General features: G+C 61.4%; 14 protein-coding genes. 8 read left to right on the forward strand and 6 right to left on the reverse strand.

Going from position 1 to position 12,991, the window contains the following annotated elements:
• Positions 1–15 precede the first annotated feature (15 nt).
• Positions 16–1,659 (reverse strand): CTP synthase, encoded by a 1,644-nt coding sequence (locus ACR3EL_RS05510; RefSeq protein WP_093963011.1) that lies wholly within the window; start codon positions 1,657–1,659, stop codon positions 16–18.
• 160 nt (positions 1,660–1,819) lie between these two features.
• Complete coding sequence (gene secG / locus ACR3EL_RS05515; protein ID WP_093962537.1) at positions 1,820–2,185, reverse strand: preprotein translocase subunit SecG; 366 nt, start codon at positions 2,183–2,185, stop codon at positions 1,820–1,822.
• A gap of 150 nt (positions 2,186–2,335) precedes the next feature.
• Between secG and nthA the strand changes: the two genes are divergently transcribed.
• The 6 genes from nthA to ACR3EL_RS05545 all read left to right on the forward strand — a co-directional run bounded on the left by nthA (position 2,336) and on the right by ACR3EL_RS05545 (position 6,504).
• Positions 2,336–2,950 carry a nitrile hydratase subunit alpha gene (gene nthA / locus ACR3EL_RS05520; protein WP_170337846.1) on the forward strand — a complete coding sequence of 205 codons (615 nt, stop codon included), beginning with the start codon at positions 2,336–2,338 and terminating at the stop codon, positions 2,948–2,950.
• The gene (gene nthB / locus ACR3EL_RS05525; RefSeq protein WP_170337848.1) at positions 2,947–3,624 is read left to right on the forward strand and encodes a nitrile hydratase subunit beta; all 678 of its coding nucleotides are present in this window, start codon (positions 2,947–2,949) and stop codon (positions 3,622–3,624) included. The genes nthA and nthB overlap by 4 nt, the downstream gene beginning before the upstream one ends.
• Positions 3,621–3,947: a nitrile hydratase accessory protein gene (locus tag ACR3EL_RS05530; RefSeq protein ID WP_170337850.1), complete on the forward strand. Its 327-nt coding sequence runs from the start codon at positions 3,621–3,623 to the stop codon at positions 3,945–3,947. Before nthB ends, ACR3EL_RS05530 begins: the two co-directional genes overlap by 4 nt.
• 219 nt (positions 3,948–4,166) lie before the next feature.
• The gene (locus ACR3EL_RS05535; protein ID WP_170337852.1) at positions 4,167–5,462 is read left to right on the forward strand and encodes an adenylosuccinate synthase; all 1,296 of its coding nucleotides are present in this window, start codon (positions 4,167–4,169) and stop codon (positions 5,460–5,462) included.
• The gene (locus ACR3EL_RS05540; protein WP_093962533.1) at positions 5,462–5,704 is read left to right on the forward strand and encodes a DUF2842 domain-containing protein; all 243 of its coding nucleotides are present in this window, start codon (positions 5,462–5,464) and stop codon (positions 5,702–5,704) included. Before ACR3EL_RS05535 ends, ACR3EL_RS05540 begins: the two co-directional genes overlap by 1 nt.
• Positions 5,705–5,790: 86 nt before the next feature.
• Complete coding sequence (locus ACR3EL_RS05545; protein WP_170337854.1) at positions 5,791–6,504, forward strand: porin family protein; 714 nt, start codon at positions 5,791–5,793, stop codon at positions 6,502–6,504.
• Positions 6,505–6,573: 69 nt separating this feature from the next.
• Here the strand turns inward: ACR3EL_RS05545 and ACR3EL_RS05550 are convergent, their stop codons facing one another.
• Entirely contained in the window at positions 6,574–8,328 is a 1,755-nt protein-coding gene (locus ACR3EL_RS05550) for a hypothetical protein (protein WP_480720754.1), read from the reverse strand.
• A gap of 124 nt (positions 8,329–8,452) precedes the next feature.
• Between ACR3EL_RS05550 and ACR3EL_RS05555 the strand changes: the two genes are divergently transcribed.
• A complete protein-coding gene (locus tag ACR3EL_RS05555) occupies positions 8,453–9,160 on the forward strand; it encodes a thiamine diphosphokinase (RefSeq protein ID WP_170337857.1) in 708 nt (235 codons plus the stop codon).
• Here ACR3EL_RS05555 and ACR3EL_RS05560 read toward each other — a convergent pair.
• Genes ACR3EL_RS05560 through ACR3EL_RS05570 form a run of 3 tightly spaced genes read right to left on the reverse strand, consistent with a single transcriptional unit; the run spans position 9,105 to position 11,880 of the window.
• Positions 9,105–10,019: a DMT family transporter gene (locus tag ACR3EL_RS05560; protein ID WP_170337859.1), complete on the reverse strand. Its 915-nt coding sequence runs from the start codon at positions 10,017–10,019 to the stop codon at positions 9,105–9,107. The genes ACR3EL_RS05555 and ACR3EL_RS05560 overlap by 56 nt on opposite strands.
• A gap of 45 nt (positions 10,020–10,064) precedes the next feature.
• Positions 10,065–10,574, reverse strand: coding sequence for a GFA family protein (locus ACR3EL_RS05565; protein ID WP_367646634.1), 510 nt, complete (start codon positions 10,572–10,574; stop codon positions 10,065–10,067).
• The gene (locus ACR3EL_RS05570; RefSeq protein ID WP_170337863.1) at positions 10,507–11,880 is read right to left on the reverse strand and encodes an L-serine ammonia-lyase; all 1,374 of its coding nucleotides are present in this window, start codon (positions 11,878–11,880) and stop codon (positions 10,507–10,509) included. The genes ACR3EL_RS05565 and ACR3EL_RS05570 overlap by 68 nt, the downstream gene beginning before the upstream one ends.
• Positions 11,881–12,122: 242 nt before the next feature.
• Here ACR3EL_RS05570 and rpiA point away from each other — a divergent pair, with 242 nt between their 5' ends.
• The gene (gene rpiA, locus ACR3EL_RS05575; protein WP_170337865.1) at positions 12,123–12,908 is read left to right on the forward strand and encodes a ribose-5-phosphate isomerase RpiA; all 786 of its coding nucleotides are present in this window, start codon (positions 12,123–12,125) and stop codon (positions 12,906–12,908) included.
• The last annotated feature ends 83 nt before the right edge of the window (positions 12,909–12,991 follow it).

Consider the following 12,991-nt stretch of genomic DNA (forward strand, 5'->3'; position numbering starts at 1 on the left):
GCGGTACAGTCCGCTTCAGACCAGACGCGACGTGTCCTTGGCCGCGCGAACGAAGTCGCGGAACAACGGGTGCGGATCGAAAGGTTTGGATTTCAGTTCCGGGTGGTACTGCACACCGATGAACCACGGGTGGTCTGACCATTCGACGATCTCGGGCAGGCGTCCATCGGGTGACATCCCCGAGAAGTTCAAACCGGCTTTCTCAAGTTGTTCGCGATACTTGGTGTCCACCTCATAGCGGTGGCGGTGCCGTTCTTCGATCTGGGTGCTGCCATAGACCTCGGCCACTTTCGAGCCTTCGGTCAGAACCGCGTTGTAGGCACCCAGACGCATGGTGCCGCCCTTGTCGTCACCAACCTTGCGTTCGATCTTGGCGTTGCCCTGAACCCACTCCTTGAGGTGATAGACCACCGGTTCAAAGCGTTTTTTGCCGGCCTCGTGGTCGAATTCCTCTGATCCCGCTCCGGAAATGCCGGCCACGTTGCGCGCGGCTTCGATCACTGCCATCTGCATGCCCAGACAGATGCCCAGATACGGCACCTTGTGTTCGCGGGCATATTGCGCAGCCTTGATCTTGCCTTCGGTGCCGCGCTCGCCAAAACCGCCGGGAACGAGGATGGCGTGGAACCCTTCCAGATGCGGGCCGGGGTCTTCGGTGTCGAAAATCTCGGCATCGACCCACTCAACTTTGACCCTGACGCGGTTGGCCATTCCACCATGGGTCAGCGCCTCGGCGATGGACTTATAGGCGTCTTCCAACTGGGTGTACTTTCCGACGATTGCGACCTTCACTTCGCCTTCGGCGTTGTGGATTCGGTCGCTGACGTCTTCCCACTTCGACAGGTCGGGCTTGGGCGCCGGGCTGATCTGGAATGCGTCGAGCACAGCCTGATCCAGACCTTCGCGGTGATAGGCCAGCGGCGCGTCGTAAATGGTCGACAGATCCTGCGCGGCGATTACCGCGTCGGGGCGCACGTTGCAGAACAGAGCCAGCTTTTCGCGCTCTTTCTGCGGGATCGGTCCTTCGGAACGGCAGACCAGGATGTCGGGTGCCAGGCCGATCGAGCGCAGTTCCTTGACCGAGTGCTGGGTGGGCTTGGTCTTCAGCTCGCCAGAGGCCTTGATGTAAGGCAACAGGGTCAGGTGCATGAAAATGCACTGTCCGCGCGGCTTGTCCTGGCTGAACTGGCGAATGGCTTCAAAGAAGGGCAGGCCTTCGATGTCGCCCACGGTGCCGCCGATCTCGCACAGCATGAAATCGACCTCATCCTCGCCGATGGCGATGAAGTCCTTGATCTCGTTGGTTACGTGCGGGATCACCTGAATGGTCTTGCCCAGATAGTCGCCGCGGCGTTCCTTTTCCAGAACGTTTGAATAGATCCGCCCCGAACTGACCGAGTCGGTCTTTCGTGCGGCAACACCCGTGAAGCGTTCGTAGTGACCCAGGTCCAGGTCGGTCTCGGCCCCGTCGTCGGTGACGAAAACTTCACCATGTTCGAACGGCGACATCGTGCCGGGATCGACATTCAGGTAGGGATCCAGCTTGCGCAGCCGAACCGAGTATCCCCGAGCCTGCAGAAGCGAACCCAGAGCAGCGGACGCCAGCCCTTTGCCCAAGGATGAAACAACACCACCAGTGATGAAAATAAATCGTGCCATGTTTCTTCGGCTGCCCCCGTGAGACGTCAACATCAACTGCCCGGCGGTTCGAAAAAACCGCAGCATCACGGGACTTCACGTATAAAGGATTCGCGCAAAAAGCGCAAGAGAACCGCAAGATGCTGTTGTGGTTCTCTTTCAGATTTCTAGGTTTTGTGGATCAGTCGGCCTGTGGGATCAGCGGCGCGTTGTCGCCCTGCGCCGGCGGCAGCAGGTCCTCGGCCGAGGGAACAGCAGGTGTGCTCTCTTCGGTCGCGTCCTGAGCCGGAACGCCAAGTCGGTCGATGACCGAGCTTCCAGCCGATTTTTCCGCGGCAAGAATCGTCAGGGTGATCGAGGTGACGATGAAGCAGGCTGCAAGGATCCAGGTCACCTTTGCCAGTGCCGTCGTTGCCGAACGTCCTGCAATGGCGCCACCACCGCCGCCACCCATGCCCAGGCCACCGCCTTCGGACCGCTGCAGCAGAACAACGGCGATCAGGCCCAAAGCCAAAAGAAGGTGGATGATTAGAACGACGTTTTCCATGGTGTTCCTGTGCGGCGTGGCGTGTATCGCCGGGTACTTAAGCAAGTTTGAGGCCGGGGGCAAGCCACGAGTTGCCATCACCGCAGGGGATTGTGCCGAACAGGCCAAATGGGGCTGGACACCCGGCGGTGCCTGGCTCAGGCTGCGGCCATGCCACATGACGACCACGACCACCCGCACGCGTTGCTGCCCCCGGACCCCGCTTTGCGCGTCAAAGCGCTTGAGACGATCCTGACCCGCAAGGGTTTGATCGATCCGGCCGCTCTGGACGAGATCATCGACACCTATCAGAACCGGATCGGTCCGCAGAACGGTGCGAAGGTTGTCGCCAAAGCTTGGTCTGACCCGGACTTCAAACGCGCCCTGCTGGACGACGCTACGCCTGTGCTCTCTGAGATGGGGTTTTATGGCCGGCAGGGCGAGCATATGGTCGTGGTCGAGAATACTCCCCGGACGCACAATATGGTCGTCTGCACCTTGTGCAGCTGTTACCCATGGCCGCTGTTGGGTATCCCCCCGGGCTGGTACAAATCTGACGCATACCGCGCTCGAGCCGTGCGCGAGCCGCGCCGCGTCCTGGCTGAGTTCGGAGTTGAACTACCCAAGGGTACTGCAGTTCGTGTCTGGGATTCGACCGCCGAAATACGGTATCTGGTCTTGCCCATGCGCCCAGAAGGCACTGATGGTCTGAGCGAAGCAGACCTGGCCGCGCTGGTCACGCGCGACAGCATGATCGGCACGGGTTTGCCGAAGGTGCCGGCATGACCCGTGCCCACGACATGGGCGGGCGGTTCGGCGACCGGCCGGTACGCCCCGAGCCTGAAGACGTGCCGGTGTTTGCCGAAGACTGGCACGCGCGGGCCCTTGCCGTGACACTGGCTGCGGGCGCGTTGGGCCAATGGAACATCGACACGTCGCGCCATGCGCGGGAAAGGCTGTCCCCTAAGGACTATGCCCGGTACAGCTATTACGAGAAATGGATTTCGGCCCTGGCCGACCTGTTGGTCGAGACCGGAGTTCTGCGGATCGAGGACCTGCGCGGGCAGGGCATTGACGAGCCACATCCGCTTGCTCCGCGAAAACTGCCGGCAGATGCGGTGGCCAGAGTTCTGGCCACAGGTGGACCGGCCGATCGCCCGTCGAACATCCCTGCCGCTTTTGAGGTCGGCCAGACCGTTCGCACTCTGCGCCCTTCTGCCAATCGTCTTGTTGAAGGGGGGCACACGCGGCTGCCCGCATACGGAGCGGGCGCGACCGGACGCATTTTGCGGTTTCACGGCACACATGTCTTGCCGGACTCCAGCGCGCATGGTCTGGGTGAAGCGCCCGAGCCGCTTTATGCCGTTGCTTTTCCCGCGTCGGAACTGTGGGCCAATCCCGAACACCCGGACGACGAGGTGATTCTGGATCTCTGGCAAAGCTATCTGGAACCCGCATGAGCATCTGTCCCGATCACAACGCCCCAAGACCGGTTTTTGAGAACCCCTGGCACGCTCAGGTGTTTGCGGTGACGGTGGCGTTGAACGAGGCCGGCCGGATTTCCTGGACCGATTGGGCCGCCCGGTTCTCCGAGACTTTGCGGCGCCACGGGCTGAACCGCGAGCTGGACGGGGGCGACGACTATTTCATGGCCTGGCTCGAAACGCTCGAGTCGGTTTTGGCCGAGCAGGAAACGGCATTGCCCGAAGAAGTCCACGAAATGCGCGCAGCTTGGGAGGAGGCGTATCTAAAGACGCCTCACGGAATGCCGGTACGCCTTTAACCCCGGGTGACTTTGCAGTTGCTGCCCGTTCCGGGGGGTTATCCCGGTATCTTCTGGGGCAGATGAACAACGGCGCGGACTCCATCCGGTGGCCATGATCCCCGACAACAGCATTGCGCGTCGGCGCGATTGGTGGCTGCGGCGAATTACCGGTTTCCCTGTTGCCTGCGCCCCGCTATATGAGCCGGGTTTGGTAATTCAGCGCAAAAAGGACCGGATATGGCCAATGTGGTTGTTGTCGGCGCCCAATGGGGTGACGAAGGAAAAGGCAAGATCGTCGACTGGCTCAGCGAGCGGGCAGACGTGATCGCGCGTTTTCAGGGCGGGCACAACGCCGGGCATACGCTGGTCATCGATGGTGAGGTCTACAAGCTGCATGCACTGCCGTCTGGTGTGGTGCGTGGTGGCAAGCTGAGCGTCATCGGCAACGGGGTTGTACTGGATCCCTGGCATCTGCTGAAAGAGATCGAAACGATCCGTGCGCAAGGCGTCGAGATCACACCTGAAACGCTGATGATTGCCGAAAACACACCCTTGATCCTGCCGATCCACGGCGAGCTGGACCGCGCGCGCGAGGAAGCAGCGAGCAAGGGAACCAAGATTGGCACGACCGGGCGCGGGATCGGCCCGGCCTATGAAGACAAGGTTGGTCGCCGCTCGGTGCGTGTGGCCGATCTTGCGGATGAGGCGACTCTCGAGGCTCGGGTCGATAGGGCGTTGCAACACCACGACCCGCTGCGCAAGGGTTTGGGTATCGACGCCGTGGATCGTGACGCACTGATCGCCCAATTGAAGGAAATCGCGCCGCAGATCCTGCCTTTTGCGGCTCCCGTCTGGAAGGTGCTGAACGAAAAGCGCAAAGCGGGCAAGCGCATCCTGTTCGAAGGCGCTCAGGGTGCATTGCTGGATATCGATTTTGGCACGTATCCGTTTGTGACCTCGTCAAATGTGATTGCAGGGCAGGCGGCGACGGGCGTGGGGATCGGTCCGGGGTCGATCGACTTCGTTCTGGGTATCGTGAAGGCCTACACTACCCGTGTTGGCGAAGGCCCGTTCCCGACCGAACTGCACGACGCCGACGGGCAGCGACTGGGAGAGCGCGGACATGAATTCGGCACCACGACAGGCCGCAAGCGGCGCTGCGGCTGGTTTGACGCCTGCCTCGTGCGGCAAACCTGCGCCACAAGCGGCGTCAACGGAATTTCCCTGACCAAGCTCGATGTTCTGGACGGGTTCGAGACGCTGAAAATCTGTGTCGCTTACGAACTGGACGGCAAGCGTTTGGACTATTTGCCCACGGCTGCAGATCAGCAGGCGCGGTGCACACCGATCTATGAAGAAATGCCGGGCTGGAGCGAGTCCACCGAAGGCGCGCGCAGCTGGGCAGACTTGCCGGCAAACGCCATCAAATATGTCCGCCGGGTGGAAGAACTGATCGAATGCCCGGTGGCGCTGCTGTCTACCAGCCCGGAGCGGGACGACACCATCCTGGTGACCGACCCGTTTGCCGACTGATGGCGGGCGCGGACAAACCCGGCCTCAGCTACAAGGCCCGCAGACGGTGGTCGCTGGTTCTATTGCTGGTGGGGCTGCCGCTGTACATTGTGGCAGTGGTCACCATCGTGAACTGGCTGGACCGACCATCGATCCTGGTCGAACTGCTGGTCTATGTGGTTTTGGGTGTTCTGTGGGCGCTGCCATTCAAATTTGTGTTTCGTGGCGTTGGCAAGGAAGACCCGGATCAGGATCAGCAGTAGGCCAGACCGTTGTAAGAAACCTGCCGACGTGACAGGCTTGTCCGAAAAACAGTTTTGGTAAGCACAAGTCGGCAGGTGGATCCTTGATGAAAAATGCTGTTTTGGTCACATTGACCAGTCTCTCAACCCTGAGTTCGGGTGCTGTCTGGGCTGATGATTGGGAGTTCGTCATTGCCCCTTATCTCTGGGGACCGGATTTCAGAACCTCGCTGGATATTGGGCCGAACCCTCCGGTTGATGGCAGCAAATCCATCTTCGACATTCTAAACAGTGCTTTCCTGATCGCGGGCGAGGCCCGGAAAGGGCGTTGGACGATCGGAGGCGAGTTCAACTATCTGAATCTGGGCGACACCGTTTCAATCGGACCATTCAGCAACGCCGCGAGCTGGGAGCTGGACGGGATCATGACCTCGCTCGCGGGCAGCTACGCTGTGGCAGAGGACAGCCAGTCCCGGATCGAGGTGCTGGGCGGGCTGCGCCATTGGGATCTTGATCTGTCGACAACTGTGGCCGGTTTCACGGCAAGCACTGACCAAAGCTGGACAGATCCAATCATTGGGGCACGATACTCTCGTGCGCTGAATGAGCGGTGGAAACTTGCGGCCATGGGCAACATCGGTGGCTTTGGCTATGGGTCGAAATTCCAGTGGGAAGCCCTCGTTCAAGCCAATTGGAGCTGGACCGAAACCGTCGATGTTGCAGCCGGCTACCGTCATCTGAGCGTTGATTTTGAGGACGGCCGCAACGTTGTCGATCTTATTCTGACTGGCCCGTACGTGGCGTTGGCGTTCAAGTTCTGAGCTTTCACGCAAAATGCAAAAAAGGCCGGAGAGGATCTCCGGCCTGTCTTGGGCAGTTGGGGGGTCTTGTCAGCCCGCGGCGCGCTTGTCGTCGGGGCGGAAGCCGATCTGGTTCGAAGCGGCAAAGCGCCCTCCGCCGGCTTTTTCGATCTTTCCATCGCGCAGAAGCTGGCCGAACGAGCGCAAGCTTTCTTCTCGGTTGAACTCATCCTGCTTGAGTGAACGCACCTTGTTCATCAGCTGCGGACGCGAGAACTGCTCCTGACCTTCGATGAAAGACAGGTAGGCCGCGGCCGCCTCCAGCAGGTCGGGCAGGGATTGTGCGCCCTGCTCCTGAGCGAAATGGGCAAAGCCGCCTTCTTCGGATGCGTCGTCGTCTTGTGCTGCGGTCACGCGGCGCGGGGTGACCGGACCGGCGTCCGCGTCCTGCGTATCGATGCGCTGCTCGGCCACCAGCTTGAGCGGCGCGGCCGTATCCGACTCGGGGCGCATGCTGGTGACATGGATTTCCGGACGACGGGGGCTGACGACCGAGGCCAGGTCTCCACGATATTTCTGGTTTTCGTCCTCATCCGCATCGCGGGCCTTGCCGCCTTCAGCTTCGGTCGCTGCCACAGCTGTGCGCAGGTGGGAATAAGTCTCCCGCTTGTCCGAAGTGGCCGGGTCGTCCATCTGGGCGTCGGCCTTCTCCATCAGGCGCAACACGTCCGAGTCCACGTCCTGAGGCTTGTTTGCGTCGCGTTTCGAGCGCGCATCCATCTCCGCCTCGATTTCCGAGATCTCACCCAGGATGCTCTCTTCGTCTTCGGCAGTCAGGACGCCGTCTTCCGCGAGTTCAGAGGCTTCCTCATCCGCATCTTCGGGCTGGTCACCCAGAATGTTGAGGATGTCGTCAGCCTCGGGTTCCGAGTCGGTGTCCTCTTCAAGATCCGCGAAGAGAATGTCGGACGAGGCTTTTTCATCACTGGCGGCCTGGTCGTCTTCGAACGTTTCTTCCGCCGCGGCTTCCTCAGCCACTTCCAGATCAGCTTCAACTTCCTGAGCATTTTCGGCGGCTTCATCAGCCTCCGCTTCGACTTCAGCCTCCGCTTCGACTTCCGGTGCTGCCGGGAATTCTTCTTCCGCTTCGAATTCGACTGCGGCCTGAGTTTCTTCCTCCGCAAGGTCGGCAAACGGGTCCGTGGGCTGTTGTGTGGCCTCTACCGAAGCATCTTCCTGCGTCACCTCTTCGGTTGCATCCAGATCGTCGGGGCTGAGCGCTCCGGCTTCGAATGCGGCCGAGATGGCGTCGATCTGGGGCTCGGGCGAGGCCAGAAAACCGCTGTCTTCGTCCTCGCTGTAGGCGGGGGGCGTCTGGTCACTATGCGAGACGACCGCGCGGATGCGCTGCAGCTTGGCGGCGATGCTGTCGGCGCCCTGGGGGGCTGCAGATTCGACCGGCTCGGCATCGGCAAAGAATGCGGCAGCACCAGCCGCCGGTGCCGTGTCGACCACGCTCAGGTCAGGGCTGGCGGGCGCCGGAGTGCTGGCCACGGGTGCGGGTTGTTGCGGGGCCTCGTCATGAGCTTCGTCCGTTGCGCGCAGCAACAGTCCGGTGTCGTTCTGCTTGGCTTCCACCCGGCGCGAAGCGTCACGCTGAGCGATACGGGTCAACATTTCTGCGTCTGGTTGCGGAGGCTCGGACCCGAAATACCTGTCATCCGCGGCAAGATCGCGGAAGTATTCGGCAATCGCTTTCATCGTCTCGAAGGAATCGTCAAAGCCTTCCAAAGTGCATGAGAAGGTTCCGTAGGAAACGGTCAATACCTTGTTGTTCTGTACCATCAGACGCACGTCCTCTACAAACTACACAGAGCCAACCCGCGCGACGCTGGGCGCGTTCGTCAGCTCGAACCTGTTCTAAAGAACCTATCATTTTGTGGTCTCAATGTGTCCAAAAGCGGGAAAAATGGTCAATCTTGGAAAAAACGGCGAAATTGTTCATTCCAAAAGACCAATTGCCCTGTTCGGAGGAGGGGAAATCGGCCCCCATGACCTGAATCTGGCGCTGAATCGCGTCAACGGCGCTGTTGCTGCGGACGGTGGAGCCGCCACATTGATCGATTCGGGGCGCGTTCCGGATGCGGTGATCGGCGACTTCGATTCGTTGGCGCACGCTTATCTTGCACGGATACCAGAGGACCGTTTGTTTCCGATCCGGGAACAGGACAGCACCGATTTCGACAAGGCCCTGCGCAATATCCGCGCGCCGCTGGTCTTGGGTGTCGGGTTCCTCGGAGGTCGGCTGGACCACCAGTTGGCGGTACTGAATACCCTTGTTTGCCACCAAGACAGGCCTTGCGTCCTGCTGGGCGCACGCGAAGTGGTCTTTCACGCCCCGCCCAGGATATCACTGTCGCTCACGCCAGGCGACACAGTGTCATTGTTTCCATATCAGCGGGTAACCGGGCGCAGTTCGGGGTTGGAATGGCCGATCGACGGTCTGGTACTTGAGCCGGACGGACGGGTCGGAACATCGAACCGTGCGCTGGCTCAGGTTACCCTCGAGGTCCACGGACCCGGGTTGCTGGTCATGGTGCCGCGCGATGCTCTTGATGCTGTCATGCGGGCGTTTGCGTCGGAGCAGACCGGGCGCTGGCCCGCTCGCGCAGGATGACATAAAGCCCGGCCGCGATCGTGATGGCGATCCCCAAGGCCGCCGGGCCGTTTGGCAGGTCGTGAAAGATGAGCCAGCCGATCAACGTCGCCACCGGAATCTCCAGATATTGCATCGGCGCCAGCGTTGCCGAAGGCGCGAACCGCAGCGCCCATGTCATCAGCAGATGCGCCACGGTGCCCAGAACACCGATCGCCAACAGCAACCAATGGGCGTCGTCTTGCGGCAGGGTCAGTGCCAGATCCGGAAGACCTGTCAGAGCCCCGATCGCAAGCACTGGAGCCAGGACCGCGGTGGCCAGCAGCCCGGACACGGCCTGCAGGGCAATTGGATCGGTTTCTTTGGCAATCTGCCGGGTCACCAGCATGAACAGGGCAAAGACGACAGCCACGATAAGCGGCAAAAGGGCCGGAGCACCAACCTCGGCAAAGCTGGGCTGGATGACCAGCAACGTGCCTGCAAAGCCGACAATGCAGGCGATCAGACGACGATGCCCGACTTCTTCACCCAGCACATACTTGCCCAGCAGCAGCATGATGAATGGCATGACAAAGGCGATGGCGACGGCATCGGCCAGCGGCAGATACTGCAGCGCACTGAACATCGCGGCGATTCCGACAATGTGCAGCAGAGTGCGCAGCACGGTCAGCCGCAGGACGCGCCCGCGCATTCGCCAGGTCCGACCCGTCAGCGCCACCAGCGGGATCAGGATGGCCGCCTGCACCGCAAAACGCACCAGCACCAGAACGCCAAGCGGAGTGGTTTCTCCCAACAGCTTGGCCAAGGCATCGCCCAGCGGTGCAAGCACGCAGAAACCAAGCATCAAAACGATGCCGAAGACGGGACGATCCTGTGTCATGGGCGCGACGCTAGACGTTTCCCGAAGAATGGGAAAGGCCCGTCGTCAGCCCTCGGGCAAAGGCTGAACCTTTGTGTAGTCCGGACCGAAGCAAGTGGGCAGCCCGTCGCCCAGTTCGAGCCACGTCAGTTTCTCTTCATAGGCGACATGCAGCGTTGGCCGCAGGGCTTCGGGGTTCTCCAGTGTCGCTACATAAAGGTGCAAAACGTCGGACATCGTAGTGGATCGGAACGAGATCGGCGTTCCGCAATGCGGGCAAAAGCTGCGCTCGACACCGGGGGACGAGTTGAACCGCTTCGGTTCCTCTCCGGTCCAACGCCACTGACCGTCGCGCACCCCAAAATATGTGGTCATCGGCGCGGCACACTGGCGGCGGCAGCTGTCACAATGGCAGGAAACACACGACAGGACCGGAGGGTCGACCTCGAACCCGATTCTGCCGCACAGGCAATGTCCGCGCATTGAGCTGCCCTCCCGGTTTGATCCCTCAGCAGTTTGGCACGTTGACGGCCAGACCGCCCAGCGAGGTTTCCTTATACTTCTCGTGCATGTCATGACCGGTCTGGCGCATGGTCTCGATCACCGCGTCCAGTGGCACGAAATGCTGCCCGTCCCCGCGCAGGGCCAGCGACGCCGCCGAAACCGCCTTGATCGCGCCCAGCCCGTTGCGCTCGATGCAAGGAACCTGCACCAGCCCGGCGACCGGGTCGCAGGTCATGCCCAAATGATGTTCCAGCGCGATCTCGGCGGCGTTTTCCACTTGTTCCGGTGTGCCGCCCATCACTGCGCAAAGACCCGCCGCGGCCATTGCGGCGGCGCTGCCGACCTCGGCCTGACAGCCGGCTTCGGCGCCTGAGATCGAGGCGTTGTACTTCACCAACCCACCAATCGCGGCGGCGGTCAGCAGGAAATCCTCGATATGGCTTTCCGATGCGCCGGGAACGTGGTCGAGGTAATAGCGCAGCACCGCCGGCAGTACGCCCGCAGCGCCGTTGGTGGGGGCGGTGACGACCTGACCGCCGGCGGCGTTTTCCTCGTTCACCGCCATCGCATAGACGCTCATCCAGTCGTTGATCGTGTGCGGCGCGTTCAGGTTCATGCCGCGCTCGGCCATCAGTGCATCGTGGATCGCCTTGGCCCGGCGCCGCACCTTGAGGCCGCCGGGCAGGATGCCTTCGGTGGTCAGCCCGCGCTCGATACAGGCGTTCATCACCTCCCACAGGCGGGCGGTGCCTTTTGCGAAACTGTCCGCGCAGCCCCGCGCGATCTCGTTGGCGCGTTTCATCTCGGCGATGGTCTTGCCGCTGCTGCGCGCCATTTCCAGCATTTCGGCGGCGGTCTTGAACGGGAAGGGCACGGGCGGGCCGTCATTGGTGTCCTTGCCTTCGGCCAGCTCCTCTTCGGTCAGGACAAAGCCGCCGCCGACCGAGTAATAGACCTGCCGCAAGATCACGTCGCCCTGTGCGTCGGTGGCCATCAGGATCATGCCGTTGGCATGGCCGGGCAGGGTGTTGTCGTAGTCGAAGACCAGATCGGCCTTTGGGTCGAACCGCAGGGTCGGCAAACCCTCGGGTGTGACAGTGCCGGTTTCGGCAATTGCAGCCAGTGCCGCTTCGGCACGGTCGTGGTCATAGCTGTCGGGGACAAACCCAGCCAGCCCAAGGATCGTGGCGCGGTCCGTGGCGTGGCCGACGCCGGTGAAGGCCAAAGATCCATGCAGCGAAGCGCGCAAGCCGGCAAATTCGAACGGCGAAGCGCGCATCAGATCGAGGAACCGCGCGGCCGCCACCATCGGCCCCATCGTGTGGGACGAGGATGGGCCAACGCCCACTTTGAACATATCGAAGACGGATAGAAACATGTCTGGTCGCAGAGCCTTGTGGCGAGTTGGCGGCCGGGCCGATTTGAACCGCCCGAACCGCTGGGAATCTGTATGCGCTTTATTTACACAACCGAGCCGAGCACTGAAGATTTGATTGCGACGTTTCCGATGGGAAACGCGTATTCATGTATCGATTATTGCGCCTGTCCCGCGGATTTTGGGCCTCGCAGTCGGGCAGGGCTTTCCGTATAAGTTCCCCAAAGAACTGAGGGGAAGCCGCAATGACAGCAGAGTTGTCACCCATCGACCGGGCCAAGAGTGTCGCCGCCTATCGCGCGGCCGAGATGGTCGAAGACGGGATGCGCGTGGGTCTGGGTACCGGATCGACCGCGGCATGGTTGGTGCGTCGTCTAGGAGAGCGGGTGCGGGACGAAGGTCTGCGGATCAAAGGCGTCCCGACGTCGACGGCTACGGCACAGTTGGCGCGCGAGGTCGGGATCGAGGTTGTTTCGCTGGATCAGGCGGGTTGGCTGGACGTGACGATCGATGGCGCCGACGAGTTCGACGGTGAATTGAACCTGATCAAGGGCGGCGGCGCGGCGTTGCTGCAGGAAAAGATCGTGGCCACGGCCAGCGACCAGATGATCGTGATCGCCGATGCGGGCAAAGAGGTCGAGGCGCTGGGCGCGTTCCCGCTGCCGGTAGAGGTCATTCCCTTTGGCTGGCAGACCACGCGCACGCTGATCGAGGAGTTGCTGGACACGATGGACGTGCTGGGCACTTCGGCGACCTTGAGGATGAACAACGAGGCGCCGACCGTGACGGATGAGGGCAATCACATACTCGACCTGCACCTGCAACGCATCGGCAACCCGAGGCAACTGGCTCTGGTGCTGAACCAGATACCGGGTGTGGTCGAAAATGGGCTGTTCATCGACATCTGCGACAAGGTCGTGATCGGCCACGGCGACGGCCGGGTCGAGCTGCGCGATTTCAACAGCGGTACGATCGAGCTGGATCGGTTGGGCGACGAGCACGATAACCTCTTTTCGGACCTGGCCGACTGAGCCGACCGCGCACCCTGCTTCACAGCGGTGTGCGATTTCCGGGCCAAGGGGTTGGCACGATCATTCACGCCCCCAAATACTCA

It is taken from the genome of Ruegeria sp. BJ3 (genome assembly GCF_056535665.1).

Bases quoted from the DNA above. Each gene is read 5' to 3' on its own strand.
- ACR3EL_RS05510 (WP_093963011.1), bottom strand. From the start codon at position 1,659: ATGGCACGATTTATTTTCATCACTGGTGGTGTTGTTTCATCCTTGGGC.
- secG (WP_093962537.1), bottom strand. From the start codon at position 2,185: ATGGAAAACGTCGTTCTAATCATCCACCTTCTTTTGGCTTTGGGCCTG.
- nthA (WP_170337846.1), top strand. From the start codon at position 2,336: ATGCCACATGACGACCACGACCACCCGCACGCGTTGCTGCCCCCGGAC.
- nthB (WP_170337848.1), top strand. From the start codon at position 2,947: ATGACCCGTGCCCACGACATGGGCGGGCGGTTCGGCGACCGGCCGGTA.
- ACR3EL_RS05530 (WP_170337850.1), top strand. From the start codon at position 3,621: ATGAGCATCTGTCCCGATCACAACGCCCCAAGACCGGTTTTTGAGAAC.
- ACR3EL_RS05535 (WP_170337852.1), top strand. From the start codon at position 4,167: ATGGCCAATGTGGTTGTTGTCGGCGCCCAATGGGGTGACGAAGGAAAA.
- ACR3EL_RS05540 (WP_093962533.1), top strand. From the start codon at position 5,462: ATGGCGGGCGCGGACAAACCCGGCCTCAGCTACAAGGCCCGCAGACGG.
- ACR3EL_RS05545 (WP_170337854.1), top strand. From the start codon at position 5,791: ATGAAAAATGCTGTTTTGGTCACATTGACCAGTCTCTCAACCCTGAGT.
- ACR3EL_RS05550 (WP_480720754.1), bottom strand. From the start codon at position 8,328: ATGGTACAGAACAACAAGGTATTGACCGTTTCCTACGGAACCTTCTCA.
- ACR3EL_RS05555 (WP_170337857.1), top strand. From the start codon at position 8,453: ATGGTCAATCTTGGAAAAAACGGCGAAATTGTTCATTCCAAAAGACCA.
- ACR3EL_RS05560 (WP_170337859.1), bottom strand. From the start codon at position 10,019: ATGACACAGGATCGTCCCGTCTTCGGCATCGTTTTGATGCTTGGTTTC.
- ACR3EL_RS05565 (WP_367646634.1), bottom strand. From the start codon at position 10,574: ATGACATGCACGAGAAGTATAAGGAAACCTCGCTGGGCGGTCTGGCCG.
- ACR3EL_RS05570 (WP_170337863.1), bottom strand. From the start codon at position 11,880: ATGTTTCTATCCGTCTTCGATATGTTCAAAGTGGGCGTTGGCCCATCC.
- rpiA (WP_170337865.1), top strand. From the start codon at position 12,123: ATGACAGCAGAGTTGTCACCCATCGACCGGGCCAAGAGTGTCGCCGCC.